At 54.1% G+C, this 20440-nt stretch carries 17 protein-coding genes; 8 read left to right on the forward strand and 9 right to left on the reverse strand.

The genetic code is table 11. The features are described 5' to 3' along the window. Positions 1-14 precede the first annotated feature (14 nt). From sdhB to sucD, 5 genes are all read left to right on the forward strand, one after another. Entirely contained in the window at positions 15-731 is a 717-nt protein-coding gene (gene sdhB / locus OGV65_RS19040; RefSeq protein WP_003022921.1) for a succinate dehydrogenase iron-sulfur subunit SdhB, read from the forward strand. A gap of 235 nt (positions 732-966) precedes the next feature. Beyond that, entirely contained in the window at positions 967-3768 is a 2802-nt protein-coding gene (gene sucA / locus OGV65_RS19045) for a 2-oxoglutarate dehydrogenase E1 component (RefSeq protein ID WP_016152283.1), read from the forward strand. A 14-nt stretch (positions 3769-3782) separates the two neighbouring features. Further along, a complete protein-coding gene (gene odhB, locus OGV65_RS19050) occupies positions 3783-5006 on the forward strand; it encodes a 2-oxoglutarate dehydrogenase complex dihydrolipoyllysine-residue succinyltransferase (protein ID WP_016156001.1) in 1224 nt (407 codons plus the stop codon). 90 nt (positions 5007-5096) lie between these two features. Then, positions 5097-6263, forward strand: a complete 1167-nt coding sequence (gene sucC, locus OGV65_RS19055) for an ADP-forming succinate--CoA ligase subunit beta (protein ID WP_003022927.1) — start codon at positions 5097-5099, stop codon at positions 6261-6263. Beyond that, entirely contained in the window at positions 6263-7132 is an 870-nt protein-coding gene (sucD, locus tag OGV65_RS19060; RefSeq protein ID WP_003022929.1) for a succinate--CoA ligase subunit alpha, read from the forward strand. The genes sucC and sucD overlap by 1 nt, the downstream gene beginning before the upstream one ends. 81 nt (positions 7133-7213) lie before the next feature. Here the strand turns inward: sucD and OGV65_RS19065 are convergent, their stop codons facing one another. After that, entirely contained in the window at positions 7214-7930 is a 717-nt protein-coding gene (locus OGV65_RS19065; protein ID WP_286455332.1) for a GntR family transcriptional regulator, read from the reverse strand. 184 nt (positions 7931-8114) lie between these two features. On the opposite strand from OGV65_RS19065, the gene mngA reads away from it, so the two are divergent. Both mngA and mngB read left to right on the forward strand, forming a co-directional pair. Then, positions 8115-10031 carry a PTS 2-O-a-mannosyl-D-glycerate transporter subunit IIABC gene (gene mngA, locus OGV65_RS19070; protein ID WP_286455333.1) on the forward strand — a complete coding sequence of 639 codons (1917 nt, stop codon included), beginning with the start codon at positions 8115-8117 and terminating at the stop codon, positions 10029-10031. Positions 10032-10055: 24 nt separating this feature from the next. Next, positions 10056-12689 (forward strand): mannosylglycerate hydrolase, encoded by a 2634-nt coding sequence (gene mngB, locus OGV65_RS19075; RefSeq protein ID WP_286455334.1) that lies wholly within the window; start codon positions 10056-10058, stop codon positions 12687-12689. A gap of 53 nt (positions 12690-12742) precedes the next feature. On the opposite strand, the gene OGV65_RS19080 is transcribed toward mngB, so the two are convergent. From OGV65_RS19080 to otnK, 8 genes are read right to left on the reverse strand one after another with little or no spacing between them, the layout of a single operon-like run. Further along, positions 12743-13396, reverse strand: a complete 654-nt coding sequence (locus OGV65_RS19080; RefSeq protein WP_016152288.1) for an aspartate/glutamate racemase family protein — start codon at positions 13394-13396, stop codon at positions 12743-12745. After that, a complete protein-coding gene (locus OGV65_RS19085; protein ID WP_019076297.1) occupies positions 13393-13812 on the reverse strand; it encodes a GlcG/HbpS family heme-binding protein in 420 nt (139 codons plus the stop codon). Before OGV65_RS19085 ends, OGV65_RS19080 begins: the two co-directional genes overlap by 4 nt. A 5-nt stretch (positions 13813-13817) precedes the next feature. Then, positions 13818-15164 carry a bile acid:sodium symporter family protein gene (locus tag OGV65_RS19090; protein WP_016156006.1) on the reverse strand — a complete coding sequence of 449 codons (1347 nt, stop codon included), beginning with the start codon at positions 15162-15164 and terminating at the stop codon, positions 13818-13820. A gap of 21 nt (positions 15165-15185) precedes the next feature. After that, positions 15186-15998, reverse strand: coding sequence for a beta-keto acid cleavage family enzyme (locus OGV65_RS19095; RefSeq protein ID WP_141874983.1), 813 nt, complete (start codon positions 15996-15998; stop codon positions 15186-15188). Between the two features lie 28 nt (positions 15999-16026). After that, positions 16027-16803 (reverse strand): hydroxypyruvate isomerase family protein, encoded by a 777-nt coding sequence (locus tag OGV65_RS19100; protein WP_141874984.1) that lies wholly within the window; start codon positions 16801-16803, stop codon positions 16027-16029. Beyond that, positions 16784-17590, reverse strand: a complete 807-nt coding sequence (locus OGV65_RS19105; RefSeq protein WP_046274719.1) for a DeoR/GlpR family DNA-binding transcription regulator — start codon at positions 17588-17590, stop codon at positions 16784-16786. The genes OGV65_RS19100 and OGV65_RS19105 overlap by 20 nt, the downstream gene beginning before the upstream one ends. Before the next feature lie 9 nt (positions 17591-17599). Then, positions 17600-18244 (reverse strand): 3-oxo-tetronate 4-phosphate decarboxylase, encoded by a 645-nt coding sequence (otnC, locus tag OGV65_RS19110; RefSeq protein WP_016152294.1) that lies wholly within the window; start codon positions 18242-18244, stop codon positions 17600-17602. Then, the gene (otnK, locus tag OGV65_RS19115) at positions 18241-19497 is read right to left on the reverse strand and encodes a 3-oxo-tetronate kinase (RefSeq protein ID WP_286455335.1); all 1257 of its coding nucleotides are present in this window, start codon (positions 19495-19497) and stop codon (positions 18241-18243) included. The genes otnC and otnK overlap by 4 nt, the downstream gene beginning before the upstream one ends. Positions 19498-19727: 230 nt before the next feature. Between otnK and OGV65_RS19120 the strand changes: the two genes are divergently transcribed. After that, positions 19728-20425 (forward strand): IS1-like element IS1B family transposase gene (locus OGV65_RS19120; RefSeq protein WP_095033700.1). Its coding sequence is split into 2 segments (ribosomal slippage): positions 19728-19977 and positions 19977-20425, totalling 699 coding nucleotides; the frame shifts between segments, so codons are not numbered across the junction. Positions 20426-20440: the final 15 nt, after the last annotated feature.

Below are 20440 nucleotides of genomic sequence, written 5' to 3' on the forward strand. Positions count from 1 at the left end.
GCGGAGACAGGACAATGAAACTCGAGTTTTCAGTTTATCGCTATAACCCGGATGTTGATGACGCTCCGCGCATGCAGGATTACACCCTGGAGGCGGAAGAAGGGCGCGACATGATGCTGCTGGATGCGTTGATGCAGCTGAAAGAAAAAGATCCGTCGCTGTCGTTTCGTCGCTCCTGCCGTGAAGGGGTCTGCGGCTCCGACGGTCTGAACATGAACGGCAAAAATGGACTGGCCTGTATCACACCTATTTCTGCACTGAATCAGCCGGGCAAGAAAATTGTCATTCGCCCGCTGCCAGGTTTACCGGTTGTGCGCGATTTGGTGGTAGACATGGGACAATTCTACGCACAGTATGAGAAGATTAAGCCTTACTTGTTGAATAATGGGAAAAATCCTCCGGCTCGTGAGCATTTACAAATGCCAGAGCAGCGTGAGAAGCTCGATGGGCTGTATGAATGTATTTTGTGTGCATGCTGCTCAACGTCCTGCCCATCATTCTGGTGGAACCCGGACAAGTTTATTGGCCCGGCAGGCCTGTTGGCCGCGTATCGCTTCTTAATTGATAGCCGCGATACCGAGACCGACAGCCGTCTGGAAGGTTTAAGTGACGCTTTCAGCGTATTCCGCTGTCATAGCATCATGAACTGCGTCAGCGTATGTCCTAAAGGGCTGAACCCGACGCGCGCCATCGGTCATATTAAGTCGATGCTGCTCAAACGTAGTGCATAAGTAGTTGTAGTTGCCGGGGAAGAGATTCCCCGGCCGTGCAGGGAAACCTCTAAAAACTGCCACATTGATAGCAATAATCGCAGCCTGAACGACGACGATTATTAGACAGTTTTTAAAGGTTCCTTAGCGGACGCAGATGACACGACAGTCCGCAACAAGTGAACCCCGGCACGCACATCGGTGTGCGTGGTAGTATCCACGGCGAAATAAGCATACAAATGCTTAAGGGATCACGATGCAGAACAGCGCTTTGAAAGCCTGGTTGGACTCTTCTTACCTCTCTGGTTCTAACCAGAGCTGGATAGAACAGCTCTATGAAGACTTCTTAACCGACCCTGACTCGGTAGATGCTAACTGGCGTTCGACGTTCCAGCAGTTACCTGGTACCGGAGTCAAACCGGATCAACTCCACTCAAAAACACGTGATTATTTCCGTCGACAGGCGTTGATTACCCCACGTTACTCTTCTTCTATTTCCGACCCTGATGCCAATGTGAAGCAGGTTAAAGTCCTGCAGCTCATTAACGCCTATCGTTTCCGCGGTCATCAGCATGCGAATCTCGATCCGCTGGGACTGTGGCAGCAAGAAAATGTGGCCGATCTGGATCCCTCCTTCCACGATCTGACCGATGCGGATTTCCAGGAAAGCTTTAACGTGGGTTCTTTTGCCGGTGGCAAAGACACGATGAAGCTGAGCGACCTGGTTGTCGCGCTGAAACAAACCTACTGCGGCCCGATTGGCGCCGAGTATATGCACATCACCAGCACCGAAGAAAAACGCTGGCTTCAGCAGCGTATCGAGTCTGGCCGTACTGCGTTCAGTAGTGAAGAGAAGAAACGCTTCCTCAGCGAACTGACCGCAGCGGAAGGTCTGGAACGCTACCTGGGCGCGAAATTCCCGGGCGCGAAACGCTTCTCGCTGGAAGGCGGTGATGCGTTAATCCCAATGCTCAAAGAGATGATCCGCCACGCCGGTAACAGCGGTACCCGTGAAGTGGTACTGGGTATGGCGCACCGTGGTCGTCTGAACGTCCTGGTTAACGTGCTGGGTAAAAAGCCGCAGGATCTATTCGACGAATTTGCGGGCAAACATAAAGAACACCTCGGCACCGGTGACGTGAAGTACCACATGGGCTTCTCATCGGATATTGAAACCGAAGGCGGTCTGGTGCATCTGGCGCTGGCGTTTAACCCGTCGCACCTGGAAATCGTTAGCCCGGTGGTTATCGGTTCCGTACGTGCACGCTTGGATCGTCTGGACGAGCCGAGCAGCAATAAAGTGCTGCCAATCACTATTCATGGTGATGCGGCAGTAACCGGGCAAGGCGTGGTTCAGGAAACCCTGAACATGTCGAAAGCGCGTGGTTACGAAGTGGGCGGTACCGTTCGCATCGTTATCAACAACCAAGTGGGCTTCACCACCTCTAACCCGCTAGATGCACGTTCTACACCGTACTGCACCGACATCGGTAAGATGGTTCAGGCGCCGATTTTCCACGTGAACGCGGATGACCCGGAAGCGGTCGCTTTCGTAACGCGCCTGGCACTGGATTTCCGTAATACCTTTAAACGCGATGTCTTCATCGATCTGGTGTGCTACCGCCGTCACGGCCACAACGAAGCCGACGAGCCAAGCGCAACCCAGCCGCTGATGTATCAGAAAATCAAAAAGCATCCGACCCCGCGCAAAATCTACGCTGACAAGCTGGAAGCGGACAACGTCGCTACGCTGGAAGATGCGACCGAAATGGTCAATCTGTATCGTGACGCGCTGGACGCAGGCGAATGCGTGGTGAAAGAGTGGCGTCCAATGAATATGCACTCCTTCACCTGGTCGCCGTACCTCAACCACGAATGGGATGAAAACTACCCGAACAAAGTTGAGATGAAGCGTCTGCAGGAGCTGGCAAAACGCATCAGCACCGTGCCTGAAGCGGTGGAAATGCAGTCGCGTGTTGCCAAAATTTACGGCGACCGTCAGGCCATGGCCGCAGGCGAGAAGCTGTTCGACTGGGGTGGCGCAGAGAATCTGGCTTACGCCACGCTGGTTGATGAAGGCATTCCGGTACGTCTGTCGGGTGAAGACTCTGGCCGCGGAACCTTCTTCCACCGTCATGCGGTGATTCATAACCAGGCGAATGGTTCAACGTACACTCCGCTGCAGCATGTGCATAACGGGCAGGGCACGTTCCGCGTATGGGACTCCGTGCTGTCTGAAGAAGCGGTGCTGGCATTCGAGTACGGTTATGCCACGGCAGAACCGCGCACCCTGACTATCTGGGAAGCGCAGTTTGGTGACTTCGCCAACGGTGCGCAGGTGGTTATCGACCAGTTCATCTCTTCCGGCGAGCAGAAATGGGGCCGTATGTGCGGTCTGGTTATGCTGCTGCCACACGGCTATGAAGGTCAGGGCCCGGAGCACTCCTCCGCGCGTCTGGAACGTTATCTGCAACTTTGCGCTGAGCAAAACATGCAGGTTTGCGTCCCGTCTACCCCGGCACAGGTTTACCACATGCTGCGTCGTCAGGCGCTGCGCGGAATGCGTCGTCCGCTGGTAGTGATGTCACCGAAGTCGCTGCTGCGTCATCCGCTGGCGGTGTCCACGCTGGACGAACTGGCAAATGGCACCTTCCTGCCAGCCATTGGCGAAGTAGATGAACTTGATCCTAAAGGCGTGAAGCGTGTCGTGATGTGTTCTGGTAAGGTTTATTACGACCTGTTGGAGCAACGCCGCAAGAACGACCAAAAAGATGTCGCCATTGTGCGTATCGAACAGCTCTATCCGTTCCCGCATAAAGCGGTGCAGGAAGCGCTGAAACCGTTTGCTCATGTACATGATTTTGTCTGGTGCCAGGAAGAGCCGCTCAACCAGGGCGCATGGTACTGCAGCCAGCATCATTTCCGTGAAGTAATTCCATTTGGGTCAGCTCTGCGTTATGCAGGTCGCCCGGCCTCTGCCTCTCCGGCAGTAGGATATATGTCCGTTCACCAGAAGCAGCAACAAGATCTGGTTAATGACGCGCTGAACGTCGATTAAATAAAGGATAAATAATGAGTAGCGTAGATATTCTTGTTCCCGACCTGCCTGAATCCGTAGCGGATGCAACGGTTGCAACCTGGCACAAAAAACCGGGCGATGCAGTACGTCGTGATGAAGTACTGGTAGAAATCGAAACTGACAAAGTGGTACTGGAAGTACCGGCATCAGCGGACGGTATTCTTGATGCGGTTCTGGAAGATGAAGGGACAACCGTCACTTCTCGCCAGATCCTCGGTCGCCTGCGTGAAGGCAACAGCTCTGGCAAAGAGACCAGCGCCAAGTCTGAAGAGAAAGATTCTACTCCGGCACAACGCCAGCAGGCGTCTCTTGCTGAACAGAACAACGATGCCCTGAGCCCGGCGATCCGTCGCCTGCTGGGTGAGCATAACCTCGAAGCCAGCGCCATCAATGGCACCGGCGTCGGTGGTCGTATCACGCGTGAAGATGTTGAAAAGCATCTGGCCAAAGCACCGGCTGCGAAAGCAGAAGCCAAAGCGCCGGCCGCCGCGCCTGCACCACAGGCTCAACTGGGCGCTCGTGGCGAAAAACGTGTTCCGATGACCCGTCTACGCAAACGCGTAGCTGAGCGTCTGTTGGAAGCGAAAAACTCCACCGCCATGCTGACCACGTTCAACGAAGTCAACATGAAGCCAATCATGGATCTGCGTAAGCAGTACGGTGATGCGTTCGAGAAACGTCACGGTATCCGTCTGGGCTTTATGTCTTTCTACGTGAAAGCGGTTGTTGAAGCGCTGAAACGCTATCCGGAAGTGAACGCGTCCATCGACGGTGATGACGTGGTTTACCACAACTACTTTGATGTCAGCATGGCGGTCTCCACGCCGCGTGGCCTGGTCACGCCGGTCCTGCGTGATGTGGATCTGCTGGGTATGGCTGACATCGAGAAAAATATTAAAGAGTTGGCAGTTAAAGGTCGCGACGGCAAGCTGACGGTCGACGATCTGACGGGCGGTAACTTCACCATCACTAACGGTGGCGTGTTCGGTTCCCTGATGTCTACCCCGATCATCAACCCACCGCAGAGCGCCATCCTGGGTATGCATGCCATCAAAGATCGTCCGATGGCCGTAGACGGTAAGGTTGAAATCCTGCCGATGATGTATCTGGCGCTGTCTTATGACCACCGTTTGATCGATGGTCGTGAGTCAGTAGGCTTCCTGGTAACCATTAAAGAGTTGCTGGAAGATCCGACGCGTCTGCTGCTGGACGTGTAGTAAATAAGAGTATCACCTGCCCCGTAGGTCTGGAGGCTTATCAGGCCTACGGGTAAAAGATAACGATTACCTGAAGGATGGACAGAACACATGAACTTACATGAATATCAGGCAAAACAACTTTTTGCCCGCTATGGCTTACCGGCACCGGTGGGATATGCCTGTACTACTCCGCGTGAAGCTGAAGAAGCTGCATCTAAAATCGGCGCAGGCCCGTGGGTAGTGAAATGTCAGGTTCACGCTGGTGGCCGTGGTAAAGCGGGCGGTGTGAAGGTTGTGAACAGCAAAGAAGACATTCGCGCTTTTGCTGAACACTGGCTGGGTAAACGTCTGGTCACTTACCAGACAGACGCCCATGGTCAACCGGTAAATCAGATTCTGGTTGAAGCAGCGACCGACATTGGTAAAGAACTTTACCTCGGTGCAGTTGTTGACCGTAGTTCCCGTCGTGTGGTCTTCATGGCCTCTACCGAAGGCGGCGTGGAAATTGAAAAAGTGGCGGAAGAAACGCCGCACCTGATCCACAAAGTAGCGCTCGATCCGCTGGCCGGTCCGATGCCTTATCAGGGTCGTGAACTGGCGTTCAAACTGGGTCTGGAAGGTAAACAGGTTCAGCAGTTCACCAAGATCTTCATGGGTCTGGCGACTATCTTCCTTGAGCGCGATCTGGCGCTGATCGAAATCAACCCGCTGGTGGTGACCAAGCAGGGGGATCTGATCTGCCTCGACGGCAAACTGGGCGCTGACGGCAACGCGCTGTTCCGCCAGGCTGACCTGCGTGAAATGCGCGATCAGTCTCAGGAAGATCCGCGTGAAGCACAGGCTGCACAGTGGGAACTGAACTACGTCGCTCTGGACGGCAACATCGGTTGTATGGTTAACGGCGCGGGCCTGGCAATGGGCACCATGGACATCGTTAAACTGCACGGCGGCGAACCGGCTAACTTCCTCGACGTCGGCGGCGGTGCGACCAAAGAGCGTGTAACTGAAGCGTTCAAAATTATCCTCTCTGACGACAATGTTAAAGCCGTACTGGTTAACATCTTCGGCGGTATCGTACGCTGCGACCTGATCGCGGACGGTATCATCGGCGCGGTAGCAGAAGTGGGCGTTAACGTTCCGGTCGTGGTACGTCTTGAAGGTAACAACGCTGAACTCGGCGCGAAAAAATTGGCTGATAGCGGCCTGAATATTATTGCAGCGAAAAGTCTGACGGATGCAGCTCAGCAGGTTGTTGCCGCAGTGGAGGGGAAATAATGTCAGTTTTAATTAATAAAGATACCAAGGTTATCTGCCAGGGCTTCACCGGTAGCCAGGGGACATTCCACTCTGAACAAGCGATTGCTTACGGTACGCAAATGGTCGGCGGTGTTACGCCGGGCAAAGGCGGCACCACGCATCTGGGTCTGCCGGTGTTCAACACCGTACGTGAAGCAGTAGAAGCGACCGGCGCAACCGCCACCGTTATCTACGTTCCGGCTCCGTTCTGCAAAGACTCCATCCTGGAAGCTATTGATGCTGGCATCAAGCTTATCATCACCATCACCGAAGGTATCCCAACGCTGGATATGCTGACTGTGAAAGTGAAGCTGGATGAAGCTGGCGTACGCATGATTGGCCCGAACTGCCCAGGTGTTATCACCCCTGGCGAATGTAAAATCGGCATCATGCCGGGCCATATTCACAAGCCTGGTAAAGTCGGTATCGTTTCTCGTTCCGGTACGCTGACCTATGAAGCGGTTAAGCAGACCACCGACTACGGTTTTGGTCAGTCTACCTGTGTGGGTATCGGCGGCGACCCGATCCCAGGCTCTAACTTCATCGATATCCTGAAGCTGTTCCAGGAAGATCCGCAGACCGAAGCGATCGTCATGATCGGTGAGATCGGCGGTAGCGCGGAAGAAGAAGCGGCGGCGTACATTAAAGATCATGTGACCAAGCCGGTTGTGGGTTACATCGCGGGTGTGACTGCGCCGAAAGGTAAACGTATGGGTCATGCTGGTGCGATCATCGCAGGTGGTAAAGGTACGGCAGATGAGAAATTCGCTGCGCTGGAAGCCGCTGGCGTGAAAACCGTTCGTAGCCTGGCCGATATCGGCGAAGCGCTGAAAACAGTGATTAAGTAAGAAAAAAAACAGCCCTGACTCTCTGCATAGTCAAGGGCTGCTCCCGTTTCGACATGGTTGGCCATCTGATGATGGCCTTTTTTAATGGCGTCGTTTTGCCACCAGCGTAAATTTATAATCGTCGCTTTTGAAGGTGTTGCGGCTGTATTCAAAAATGCGTCCATCGAGCAGAAACCCGCGAGAGATTTTCTCCAGCACCGGTTTCCCCTGCGGCATGCCCAGCATTTCTACAGTATCCTCATCCGGAATAATCGGGATCAGTTCCTGCTCGCTGCGATCGATAACCATCTTTTTGATCTGTTCTATATAGTGATATTTAGAATTTTCCATCACCTCCCAGGTGAGATCGGGAAAGAGGGCGAGCGGCATCCATGTCTCTTCGAGGGTAACGGCTTTCTGCTTAATAAAACGAACCCGTTTTACATGCCAGACTTTATCTTCAGCCGCCAGCTGTAGCCACTCGGCCAGCATCTCTCCTGCTGGAATGACCTCAAAGACCTTCACTTCGCTGTGCGTTTCAACCTGACGGTCGGCAAGCTTCTCATAAAAACTGGTGAGCTGATAAATGTCGTAATTGACGCGCTCCTCTTTCACATACCAACCGCTGCCCTGAATGCTCTCGATAATATTCTGTTCCGTCAGCAGCTTGAGTGCTTGCCTGATGGTCACGCGGCTGACCTCGAAACGGCTCTGTAGCGTAGATTCTGTGGGAAGTGCATCACCTGGTTTTAATTCACCTTTTGCAACTTGTTCGCGCAGAACGTCGGCTATCTGGCGGTACATCGGTTTTTTGCTCATCTCTTTTCGCTTTTGTCGGCAATAAAGTCAGATATTCAAGACAAATTATGCGTACATTTTATCAATAGTAAATAATACAAATTAAATACAAATATTGTCTCGTTAGTGAAATTGATCACGCAAAGGTATTGTTTTGTCTGCGACAATCGCGGCACATAATAATGACAATCCTCTGAGGACCATGATGAATTTGACAATACTGTCCCACCCTCGCGCAGTCTGTGTGCAGGCGAGATTTACCGATCGTGACGATGCCATTCGCCAACTTACGCAGCGGCTGACCGAATTAGGCAAAATCACCGATGCCGACGCTTATCTGGCGGAAGTTTTTCACCGCGAATCGCTGGGACCTACGGCGCTTGGCGAAGGATTGGCGGTACCGCACGGTAAATCGTCGGCCGTGAAAGAGGCGGCTTTCGCGGTGGCGACGCTGAGTGAACCGATGGACTGGGAAGGTATTGATGGCCCGGAGTCTGTTGAACTTATTTTTTTGCTGGCGATCCCGCCAGATGAAGCCGGTTCAACTCATATCCAAATCCTGACCGAACTGACCACCTGCCTTGCGGATGAGGGTCTGCGTGCTCGCGTGATGGCGGCGACCAGCGCCGAAGCGGTGCTGGCGGCGTTAGTGGTCGAAACACCGCCGCAGGCCGCAGTGGCGACGGCGGATGCGCCAACGATTGTTTGCGTTACCGCATGTCCGGCGGGCATTGCGCATACCTATATGGCGGCTGAGTATCTGGAGAAAGCCGGCCGACAAATGGGCGTTAACGTGGTGGTGGAAAAACAGGGTGCCAATGGCATTGAAGACCGCTTAACGGCTCAACAACTGAATGATGCGCGCGCCTGCATTTTCGCCGCAGAGGTCGCTATTAAAGAAAGTGAACGTTTCAACGGTATCCCGGCGATCTCCGTTCCGGTTGCCGAACCGTTGCGCCACGCAAAAGCGCTGATTGAACAGGCGTTAGCGCTGGAGCCTCTGCAAAGCCAGCGTGTTTCTCAGCCACAGACAGAGGTGAAAAAGGGGCTGAAAACCGACCTGAAACAAGCACTGCTGAGCGGAATTTCGTTTGCCGTGCCGTTAATCGTCGCCGGAGGGACGGTACTGGCGGTGGCGGTATTGATTGCACAGATTTTCGGCCTACAGGATGTGTACAGCTTAGAGAAGTCCTGGCTGTGGATGTATCGCCAACTCGGCGGCGGGATGCTGGGCACGCTGATGGTTCCGGTACTGTCGGCCTATACCGCTTATTCACTGGCGGATAAACCAGCGCTGGCTCCAGGCTTTGCGGCGGGTCTGGCGGCGAACTTAATCGGCTCGGGTTTTCTTGGCGGTGTTGCCGGTGGCCTGATTGCCGGTTATCTCATGCGTTGGGTGAAACAGCATCTGCGATTAAGCAGCAAATTCAATGGCTTTTTAACGTTCTACCTCTATCCGGTGATTGGCACGTTGGGCGCGGGTAGCCTGATGTTGTTTGTGATTGGCGAGCCTGTCGCCTGGATCAATACCTCGCTGACGGCCTGGCTAAATGGGTTATCAGGCACCAACGCGCTACTGCTCGGTATGATCCTGGGCTTTATGTGTTCGTTTGATCTTGGTGGTCCGGTCAATAAGGCGGCGTATGCCTTTTGTTTGGGCGCGATGGCCAACGGCGTATTCGGTCCCTACGCCATTTTCGCTTCGGTAAAAATGGTTTCTGCTTTCACCGTCACCGCTTCAACCATGCTGGCGCCACGCCTGTTCAAACAGTTTGAGATTGAGACCGGTAAATCCACCTGGCTGCTCGGCCTTGCCGGGATTACCGAAGGCGCGATTCCGCTGGCGATTGAGGACCCGATTCGGGTGATTGGCTCTTTAGTGATGGGGTCGATGGCGACCGGAGCCATCGTTGGGGCCATGGGGATTGGGCTTTCGACCCCAGGTGCCGGGATTTTCTCGCTCTTTTTACTTATCCCCGCAGACCTAAGCGCGGTGATGGCCGCCGCGGGCTGGTTTGGCGCCGCGCTGATTGGGACGATTATCTCCACGGCGATTTTACTGCTCTGGCGTCGTCAAGCGGTTAAACAGGGGAAATTCGTCACCGATAGCGTGATGCCGTAAGCACTTACTCAACAGGAAATGACGATGAAAGCAGTATCTCGCGTTCACATTACGCCGCATATGCACTGGGACCGTGAGTGGTACTTCACCACCGAAGAGTCGCGTATTTTGCTGGTTAACAATATGGAAGAGATCCTGACTCGCCTTGAGCAGGATGCAGAGTACAAATATTACGTGCTGGATGGTCAAACGGCGGTGCTGGAAGACTATTTTGCGGTGAAACCTGAAAACCGGCAGCGGGTTAAAGCGCTGGTGCAGGCCGGGAAGCTTATTATCGGCCCCTGGTACACGCAAACGGATACGACCCTCGTTTCCGGTGAGTCAATTGTCCGCAATCTGATGTACGGCATCCGCGGTTGTATGGCCTTTGGCGAACCGATGAAGATAGGTTATCTACCTGATTCATTTGGGATGTCCGGGCAGATGCCGCATATTTATAATGGTTTTGGTATCAACCGGGCTCTGTTCTGGCGTGGGTGCTCTGAACGTCATGGCACCGATAAAACCGAATTTTTATGGCAAAGCGCTGACGGTAGCCAGGTCACGACACAGGTGTTGCCGCTGGGCTATGCGATTGGTAAGTACTTACCCGAGGATGAGGCCGGGCTGCGTAAGCGACTTGACGGCTACTTCGAGGTGCTGGAGAACGCCTCGGTGACTAAAGAAATCCTATTACCCAACGGGCATGACCAGATGCCGTTACAGCAAAACATCTTTGCGGTGATGGATAAACTGCGTGAAATCTACCCGCAGCGAAAATTTGTCATGAGCCGCTTCGAGGAGGTTTTTGCTCATATCGAAGCGCATCGGGAGACGTTGGCTACCCTGCACGGCGAGTTTATCGACGGTAAATATATGCGCGTGCATCGTACGATTGGCTCCACACGAATGGATATCAAAATTATCCATGCGCGTATTGAGAATAAAATCGTTAACCTGCTGGAACCGCTCGCCACGCTGGCCTGGAGTTTAGGTTTTGAATATCACCACGGTCTGCTGGAGAAAATGTGGAAAGAGATTTTAAAGAATCATGCCCACGACAGCATCGGCTGTTGCTGTAGCGATAAAGTGCATCGTGAAATCGTTTCACGCTTCGTGCTGGCCGAAGATATGGCCGACAATTTGATTCGTTTTTACCTGCGTAAAATCACTGACAACATGGCGCACAGTGAAGAAGACAAGCTGGTGATGTTCAACCTGATGCCCTGGCCGCGTGAGGCGGTGATCAATACGACCGTACGTCTTCGCGCCAGCCAGTTCCGCCTGCTTGATGGCAGAGGAAATGAAATCCCTTATTTTATTCGTGGCGTGCGCGAGCTTGATCCTGGTCTTATCGACCGGCAAATCGTCCATTACGGCAACTACGAGCCGTTTATGGAGTTTGATATTCAGCTCAACCAGATTCTACCTTCGATGGGGTACTGCACGCTGTATATCGAACCGCATGTTGCTGGCCGTCAGGCGATACCCGCTCCGGCGACCCAGGCACTGTTGGAGAACGCGTTCTGGCTGATCGATCTCAATAACGATGGAACGCTACAGCTACGCGATAAGGATTCAGGGATTGTTTATCAACGCGTACTGGAGATTGAAGAAAGCGCCGACGACGGGGATGAGTACGATTACTCCCCCTCGCGCGAGGATTGGCGCCTCACGTCTGCGGGCGTTGCGTTTGAGCATGAAATTATCCGCGAGGGATGGCAAGACCGGGCAATCATTCGCTATCGGATGGCGGTTCCGGCGGATCTGGAGGCGCGCGCGTCACGTCAGCGCAATGGTGAAGTTAGCATCGAAATAGGTGTTACGCTGAGCCATAACAGCCGGCGGATTGAGGTTGATATTCGCATTAACAATCAGGCTGACGATCACCGAGTTCGGGTGCTTATCCCCACGCCATTTCACACTAATGACGTGTTGGCTGATACCCAGTTTGGTTCGCTGCTGCGGCCTGTTCACGATGAAGCGATGGCCAACTGGCAGGCTGAGGGATGGAAAGAAGCGCCGGTGCCGGTCTGGAATCTGCTCAACTACGCCGCGCTGCAGGAGGGGCGTCATGGACTCGCGGTGTTTAGCGAAGGATTGCGCGAATTTGAGGTAGTGGGTGAGGAGAAAAAAACGTTTGCTCTGACGCTGCTCCGTGGCGTCGGCTTACTCGGAAAAGAGGATCTCTTATTACGTCCCGGCAGGCCGTCAGGCATAAAAATGGCGGTACCGGATTCCCAGATGCGGGGCGTGCTGCACGGGCGCTTTTGCCTGTTTAGTTATAGCGGGACGCCGCTTAACGTTGGCCTGGCTCAGCAGGCGCGTGCCTGGCTGACGCCCGTCCAGTGTTATAACAAAATCCCGTGGGATGCGATGAAGCTCAACAAAGCAGCGTTTACTGTTCCCGATAGCTACAGCCTGTTGAGTATGTCACCGGTCGGCTGTCAGCTTAGCGCGTTAAAAAAAGCAGAGGACAGAGATGAAATCATCCTGCGTTTATTTAATCCCTCTGACAGCGTCACCTGCGATGCCGCCGTGTCGTTTAGCCAAAGCGTAATGCATTGCCGCGAAACCGGTATGGATGAAATACCCGCTGGCGAGCAGAGCGATGCGAAGGGGATTAACGGCGAGTTTCGGCCAGGGCAGTCGCGGACGTTTAGTCTGAAACTGGCCTGAAAGAAGTGATGAGTCAGCGCCAGCAATCTTATGCTGGCGCTGACCGGCCGCTATCAGGATGATGCCAGTGTTTTCAACCAGCGAATTCCGCTTTCCGGCGAGGTCATTACCGGCACCGGCGGGGAAGGGAGCTGCTGTAAAACGCGCGCCATCGAGGCTTGCGCCAGCATCACAACATCTGCCTGGGTAAAGGCGCTCTGTAACCCTTCACTGACGATACGGTCATGAGTATCCATGTCTCCCGCCAGCAGCGCGTGGAATGCCTCCTCCATTAATATAGGCGTGATGGTTCGCGATTTACCGCTCTGCTGCACTTTGCGCTGTACGTAATCCAGCGTTGGCTTCAGCGTGGTTGCCACGGTCGCCAGTACGGCGATCCGCTCACCTTTTTCAATCGCCTCTTCCACCATTGCGCAGTCAATGCGCGCGAGCTGCAGTGGGGTCATAAACTGGCATTGCTCCACCGCAGTACCAATTGAGGAGCAGGCGGTAATAAAGATATCGCAGTCCGCTTTTTCGGCAATATGCACATAGTCGGCGATGCGGGCGGCAATATTGGGCGTCACGCCCTGGGCCTTCATTACCTGCTTGATCATGGATTCTTCTACCAGGTGCATGACTTCCACATCCGGCATGATGTCGGCAATCAGCTGTTGCATCATCGTAAGCGTGGCGGCACTGGTATGCAGCATGGCGACCTTTTTCATTGGGCAATCTCCTTAAGTAACGTTTCCGCGACGGCCAGCGCCGCATCATGATCTTCCTGCGCGGATAAACCGCCTACCGCGACGGCCCCAAGGCATTTTCCTTGGTGCAGAATCGGGATCCCGCCCGGCAGCGCCGTAAACAGCGGGTCGGCAAAATAACCAATATCCAGTTGCTCTTTCTGCAGGCGCTGTAAAAATGCCTGCGTGGTACAGCCCAGGCGGCTACTGGTGCGTGCTTTGCGCTGGGTTAACTCGATGGTTAACAGTTTGGCGTTATCCATCCGCGCAAAGCTGATTAGTTCTCCATTGGCGTCGCATACGGCTACGCTTAACGGACGTTTTGCGTAACATGTTTCGGCGAGGTCGAGCGCAGAGGCCACGGCGCGCAGGGCATGCCCCAGAGTGAGAGTTGTCATCGTGATTATCCTTTTGACAGATTTTCGCAAGCGGGTTGAACGGGATCTTTGGCTGCGGCGGCCTGCGCCTGTCTGGCGTCTTTCTTGCGCCAGTAGTTCGCGAGCAGCGAGCCGCTGACGTTGCCAAGTGGAGTCATCACCGCCGAGGCCAGGCCAACCGTTGCCAGTTTGCCCATCGCTGCGGCAAGCCCGGACGCCATGCCGCCGTTTTGCAGGCCGACTTCAAAGGCTACGGTGCGGGCAGACTGTACGTCCATGCGGAAGATCCAGCGGCTCATCAGATAGCCAATCAGGAAGCCGCCGAGGTTATGCATCAACATGGCGAAGCAGAGCAGGAAGCCGACCTGCACCAGGTTCTCGCGCCCGGCTGCGGCTGCGGTGGTCGTAAAGAAAATGATCCCCATCATTGAGATGGTCGGCATGATTTTCTTCACGCCCGCCACGCGGCCATACAGCCAGTTGTAGAACAATGCCCAGACGAGACCGCCTGCCACGAAGTTGAGCACCACCGCGTACATTTGCGCGTCGGCGCTGGCGTGACCAAACAGCGCGTCCCAGCCGCCAGCAATCATATACAGCAACCAAAGAGCGCCGATCCCGGCCAGCATCTGGACGACACGGCGTCCGCGCACGCCCGCATAGGTTTTCAGATAGTCATGCAGAATTGCCGCGCCGATGGGGATCAATACGATTTTCACCACATCCATTACCATTGCGGTGAGCTGGATATCGATCATCGACCCCGCCAGCAGATTAACCCACAGCGGCGTCATCACCGTCGCCGCCAGCGTTGAGACTGCGGCGATCGAGACCGCCAGCGCCAGGTTGGCGTTCGCGATATAGACCATGACGGTAGAGGAGAGTCCGCTTGGGCAGGCGCCAATCAGCAGAATCCCGACCGCCACCTCAGGCGGAAAGTTAAAGATAAGCGTAATGCTCAGGCCGAGCAGAGGCATGATAACGAAGTGACAGAAGGTGCCAATAAACACCGCCCACGGCATTTTGGCGACGTCAATAAAATCCTGGATCGTTAGCTTAGTGCCCATGCTAAACATGGTGGCCTGAATGACGAGGAATACGATCCATTTATGGGTGATATTGAAACCGCCCCAGACGATCAGATCCGTAGACCAGGTCATGGCGGCGACAAATCCGGCGATGATCCATAGCGTAAATTGATAGCTGCGTAGACCCGGCCAGTAGCCTGCACCGGCGGCGAATCCGGCGGTGAACATCACCAGCCCGGGCTGCCAGAGCGCCGCGGACTGGATTAGCGCACCGATAATCGCCAGCGCCGCGCCCGCAACGCTGACGCCGAGTCCGGTTTTGTGAATAACAGTGGTCATAGTCATGTTGAAATGTCCTTGCTGTTGTTATTGCTGCCGGGATGGAATAGATAACATGTGCCGCGCAATTTCTGGCGTGGCGACTTTTTTATCCATGCTGCGAATGAGCGTGGCGAGTTTGGCAACCTGCTGGTAATTATGCTGTGCTTTTTCTTCAGCGCTTAAATAATAGCTATCCTCAAAGCCGATTCGTACTTCACTGGCCCCCATGCCGACGGCGGCGGCAATAATATCGAAATTCTTTCTGCCAAAATGAGTAATACCCCATAAGGCATCGCGCGGGATCATGCTACGCAGAGCAATTAAAGCGTCAATGGTTGCTGGCGTACTGCCGCGATGGCCGAGGACGATATTAAAGAGCATGGGTTTTTGGAATTTTATTTTATCTTCAAGGTTCAGGATGTTATTAATCATGCCAATTTCAAAAACTTCAAACTCGGGAATAATATTGTGCTCGACAATTTGCCGGGAGCAATATTCCACGTCCGGACCGGGATTAAAGTACACCGCATCTCCGAGGTTGACGGAACCGACGTTCAGCGAAGCCATCTCTACGCCGGGACAGGAGAGTGGCGCGCAGCGTTCGGTGATGGACATTGAAGAGACGCCGCCGGTAGATGCCTGAATAATCAGGTCTGAATGGCGCATGACGCTATCAATGGTCGCCTGAAAATCGGTGGTATCCGGCGTCAGGCGACCCTGTTTATCGCGAACGTGTAAATGCACGATGGACGCGCCATGCTCTACGCTGGCGAGTATTTCCTGCGCCAGTTCTGCGGGTATAACTCTGGGGCAATCCGCGGCAACGGGTGCCAGCGAAATAATAACAGTATCCGACATATTTTCCTCCGGTACAGAGATATTTAAATTATAGGTAAGGCTTTATCCAGTTTAATGAGTCGGGCCCTGATGTTGATGGTTGATATTCACAGCCAATCCAGCCCTGGTAATTCATTTTTCTAATAAAATCGAATAGCCATGTTTCATTTAATTCACCTGTTCCCGGTTCATGGCGATAGGGGACAGAAGCAATTTGAAAATGTTTAATTAAGGTGAAGTAGCGTTCAATATTTTTTGCCACATTGCCATGAATTTTCTGACAGTGGTAAATATCAAACTGTAAACCGATATTTTTCTTGCCAACCTCTTGAATAATAGATTCGGCCAACGGAAAGCTGTCAATAAAATAACCGGGCATATCCTGCGAATTTAACGGTTCAATCAGCACATCGATTTCCGCTTCAGCCATCATATCGCAGGCGATACGCAGCCGGTTGGCCAGGAGAGTGCGCTGAGCGTGAAGCGTCAGATCGTCGCAGCGCGAACCGGCCATAACGTGAACCCGACGACAGCCCAGCGCCGTGGCGTAATCACGCGCCACGTTGAGGCTATGGTGAAATTCCTGGTCTCGACCGGGCTGTGCGGCTAGTCCCCGCTCACCTTGTGCCCAGTTACCCGCCGGTGCGTTCATCAGCACCACCGGCAGGGATGTTTCCCGCTGTGCAGCGTGCAAATGCGCCAGCGGGTGCTGCCAGAGAAATAGCCCTTCAACGCCGCGAAAACCAGCCGCCTGCGCCGCCGCAAATCGCGCCGCTATCGGTAAATCTGTAAACAACCAGTCGAGGTTAGCCGCTAACTTCAGCATGGCGCGCACCCTCCCGGTTATCAACCAGATGCAGCTTAACGCCCTGGCTGGCAAGAGTTTGCTGGGCGTTTTCCGGTAACCGGTTATCAGAAATAATGTCGGTTAACTGTTCCAGCCCACAGATATGGAACATGCCGTATTTGCCAAACTTACTGCTGTCGCAGACCAGCACCCGACGCCGGGAAACGGTGAGTACCGCTTCTTTAACCGAGGCTTTCCCTTCGCTCGGCGTCGACATGCCGCGTTCGGTATCCCACGATGAGGAGCTCAGAAACGCCACGTCAATATTAATGGTGCGCAGAAAACTGGCGGCGCTTTTTCCAAGGCATGAGCGGTTACGCTGATCCACCAGACCACCGGTGTGATAGAGCGTTATGTGCGGCATATCCATCAGATAGTGGCTGATGGAAAAATCGTTGGTTACTACCGTCAGATTGAAACAGTGGCTGGCGGCGACCGCTTTCGCCACTTCAAACAACGACGTTCCGGCATCCAGATACAGCGTTTGTCCGGGCTCAATGAGCATGGCGGCGAGCTGGCCCATTTTACGTTTCACGTCATGATTCAACTCGGCTTTTTCCCGCCATGGCAGCTCGGATTTCAGCAGGTTATTGAGCTTCACTCCGCCGTTAATGGCAATAACTTTGCCTTCTTCTTCCAGCAACTGGATGTCGCGACGCACGGTCATATGCGACACGCTCATCAAATCTGCCAGTTCATTAAATGAGGCGGCATTTTTTTCGTGCACGTAGCGGTAGATAAAATCACGTCGTTGCTCGGGGATCATTATGTCACCTCACGCTTGCCGGGAATGTTCAAGTTCGGCCACCGCTTCTTCTGAGAGCGGAACATAGCCAAGCGGTTTTAACGTCAGCCAGATGCGGGCGCTGTCTTCCAGTTCTTCGGCGTTAAACACCGCCTCACGCAGCGAGCGACCGCTTACTACCGGCCCGTGATTAGCCAGCAGCGCGGCCGTATGGTCTGCCGCGATTTCACTCAGTGCGCTGGCAATGCCTTCATGGCCAGGCTTGAAATAGGGCAGCAGCGGTAATTGCCCGACGCGCATCACATAGTACGGTGTTAACGGCGGCAGGCAGTTTTTCGGCGTGGTGCACGGCAGGCAGGAGAGCGCGGTCAGCCATGGAGAATGCAGGTGCACGACCGCGCCGCAGGATGGCCGATGTCGATACCACGCCAGATGCATGGGCACCTCTTTTGAGGGTTTGTCGCCGCTAAGATGAACGCCGTTGGCATCCAGCCGACTTAGCGTGGCAGGATCAAGCTCGCCCAGACAAGAGTTGGTCGGGGTCACCAGATAGCCGCCATCCGGCATTTTGACGCTAAGATTGCCGGAACCGCCGCTGCTGTAACCGCGCATAAACAGGGAACGGCCATAGTGGACGAGTAGTTCGCGCAGTTGGTGTTCACTCACCGAATTCATAATGCGTACTCCTGGGCAGTAAAAAAGAAATCGTCGTCACCAAAGTTGCCTGACTTCAGCGCCAGCGCCAGACCGGAGGAAAATACCCACGGTACGCCTGGCGCAATGGCTTTGCCGACGGACAGACGCTTCACCTGCAAGGCTTCCACAACGGTGCCGGAGGTTTCTCCGCCCGCGACGATAAAGGTGTTTACACCCGCAGTTCGTAGCTTTGAACTCAGCCGGGCAAAAGCGTGTTCGATTGCCTGGCTGGCGGCCTGTTCGCCGTGCTCCTGTTGAATACGTTTGAGTACGTCTGGCGGCTGGGTGGCGTATATCAATGGCGCTAATGGGTCGCTGATATGCGTCATCGCCCAGGCGCTCAGTTCATCGGTGTAGCGTTCGGCATCAGACAGGCAGCGGGACACATCAAGCAAACGAGACGCTGCCGCGGCCTTATAGCGATTAACCTGACGATTGCTCATTGCCGAACAGCTACCGGAGAACACCACCGTTTTGGCAGGCAGTGGAAAAGAGTCCGGCGGCATGGATTGCTGGCCTCCGCTGCAGGCGGCCAGCGCGCCGCCGAGCCCGGAGCCACCGGCTAACAGAGGGCTGGCATGGAGAGCTTGCGCCAGCGTGTTGAGATCTGCTTCATCCAGCGTATCGACGATAACGTGACGCGTACCTTCAGCCTGAAGTTGGGCCAGGGCGTAAGTGACCGCTTCCACACCTTGACGCAGGGTCGTGAGGTTGATGCAACCAACCGCGCCTGGCGTTTGCGCGCTCAGCAGGCGCGGCAGGCTGGCATCAATCATTGGATTGAGCGGATGCTTTTCCATCCCGGATTCGTTAAGCAGTACACCGTGTACAAAAAGATGACCATGCACCACCGTGCGTCCGTTTTGCGGCAGAGCGGGGCAGTGGACGATCAGCGGAACCTGCAGGTCGTTCATCAATGCATCGCTGACCGGGCCAATATTGCCTGTTGGCGTGGAGTCAAACGTCGAACAATATTTAAAATAAATCTGGCGGACACCTGCATTTTGTTTCAGCCAGCGGGCACAGGACAGGGATTGGGCGACGGCCTGTTCTGCGGGTAATGAGCGGCTTTTCAGCGAGATGACGATAGCGTCAACCTCTTCATTCCAGCATTGCGCGGTATCGGGCATACCGGGCAGAAGCGCGACGCGCCACCCCTGCTGCGCCATAAAGCTTGCAATGTCCGTTGCGCCGGTAAAATCGTCGGCGATAACGCCTGTGGTGACGGCCATGGATCAACTCCGTTCAGATTGTTTGCTAATTGAACATATTATTCAGGAGGGCCTTTCACATTCACATGATGATTATCACAAATAAGCACATCATCGATTCAGATTAAAAACGGGTAATTTATTGAAAATAATGAAGTTAGGTGTTGAGCGTTGCGAAAAGAGTCTCACAAGAGAGGGTGATGCTGCCAACTTACTGATTTAGTGTATGATGGTGTTTTTGAGGTGCTCCAGTGGCTTCTGTTTCTATCAGCTGTCCCTCCTGTTCAGCTACTGACGGGGTGGTGCGTAACGGCAAAAGCACTGCCGGACATCAGCGCTATCTCTGCTCTCACTGCCGTAAAACATGGCAACTGCAGTTCACTTACACCGCTTCTCAACCCGGTACGCACCAGAAAATCATTGATATGGCCATGAATGGCGTTGGATGCCGGGCAACCGCCCGCATTATGGGCGTTGGCCTCAACACGATTTTCCGCCATTTAAAAAACTCAGGCCGCAGTCGGTAACCTCGCGCATACAGCCGGGCAGTGACGTCATCGTCTGCGCGGAAATGGACGAACAGTGGGGATACGTCGGGGCTAAATCGCGCCAGCGCTGGCTGTTTTACGCGTATGACAGGCTCCGGAAGACGGTTGTTGCGCACGTATTCGGTGAACGCACTATGGCGACGCTGGGGCGTCTTATGAGCCTGCTGTCACCCTTTGACGTGGTGATATGGATGACGGATGGCTGGCCGCTGTATGAATCCCGCCTGAAGGGAAAGCTGCACGTAATCAGCAAGCGATATACGCAGCGAATTGAGCGGCATAACCTGAATCTGAGGCAGCACCTGGCACGGCTGGGACGGAAGTCGCTGTCGTTCTCAAAATCGGTGGAGCTGCATGACAAAGTCATCGGGCATTATCTGAACATAAAACACTATCAATAAGTTGGAGTCATTACC

The sequence above is a fragment of the Citrobacter sp. Cb004 genome (genome assembly GCF_030337065.1).
Classification (GTDB): Bacteria; Pseudomonadota; Gammaproteobacteria; order Enterobacterales; family Enterobacteriaceae; genus Citrobacter; species Citrobacter braakii.

What these genes read in the sequence shown, in the direction of transcription:
- otnK (WP_286455335.1), bottom strand. Translation starts at nt 19,497, where the DNA reads ATGGCCGTCACCACAGGCGTTATCGCCGACGATTTTACCGGCGCAACG.
- sucA (WP_016152283.1), top strand. Translation starts at nt 967, where the DNA reads ATGCAGAACAGCGCTTTGAAAGCCTGGTTGGACTCTTCTTACCTCTCT.
- OGV65_RS19065 (WP_286455332.1), bottom strand. Translation starts at nt 7,930, where the DNA reads ATGAGCAAAAAACCGATGTACCGCCAGATAGCCGACGTTCTGCGCGAA.
- OGV65_RS19100 (WP_141874984.1), bottom strand. Translation starts at nt 16,803, where the DNA reads ATGCTGAAGTTAGCGGCTAACCTCGACTGGTTGTTTACAGATTTACCG.
- mngA (WP_286455333.1), top strand. Translation starts at nt 8,115, where the DNA reads ATGAATTTGACAATACTGTCCCACCCTCGCGCAGTCTGTGTGCAGGCG.
- odhB (WP_016156001.1), top strand. Translation starts at nt 3,783, where the DNA reads ATGAGTAGCGTAGATATTCTTGTTCCCGACCTGCCTGAATCCGTAGCG.
- sdhB (WP_003022921.1), top strand. Translation starts at nt 15, where the DNA reads ATGAAACTCGAGTTTTCAGTTTATCGCTATAACCCGGATGTTGATGAC.
- sucC (WP_003022927.1), top strand. Translation starts at nt 5,097, where the DNA reads ATGAACTTACATGAATATCAGGCAAAACAACTTTTTGCCCGCTATGGC.
- OGV65_RS19080 (WP_016152288.1), bottom strand. Translation starts at nt 13,396, where the DNA reads ATGAAAAAGGTCGCCATGCTGCATACCAGTGCCGCCACGCTTACGATG.
- otnC (WP_016152294.1), bottom strand. Translation starts at nt 18,244, where the DNA reads ATGAATTCGGTGAGTGAACACCAACTGCGCGAACTACTCGTCCACTAT.
- OGV65_RS19105 (WP_046274719.1), bottom strand. Translation starts at nt 17,590, where the DNA reads ATGATCCCCGAGCAACGACGTGATTTTATCTACCGCTACGTGCACGAA.
- sucD (WP_003022929.1), top strand. Translation starts at nt 6,263, where the DNA reads ATGTCAGTTTTAATTAATAAAGATACCAAGGTTATCTGCCAGGGCTTC.
- OGV65_RS19095 (WP_141874983.1), bottom strand. Translation starts at nt 15,998, where the DNA reads ATGTCGGATACTGTTATTATTTCGCTGGCACCCGTTGCCGCGGATTGC.
- OGV65_RS19090 (WP_016156006.1), bottom strand. Translation starts at nt 15,164, where the DNA reads ATGACTATGACCACTGTTATTCACAAAACCGGACTCGGCGTCAGCGTT.
- mngB (WP_286455334.1), top strand. Translation starts at nt 10,056, where the DNA reads ATGAAAGCAGTATCTCGCGTTCACATTACGCCGCATATGCACTGGGAC.
- OGV65_RS19085 (WP_019076297.1), bottom strand. Translation starts at nt 13,812, where the DNA reads ATGACAACTCTCACTCTGGGGCATGCCCTGCGCGCCGTGGCCTCTGCG.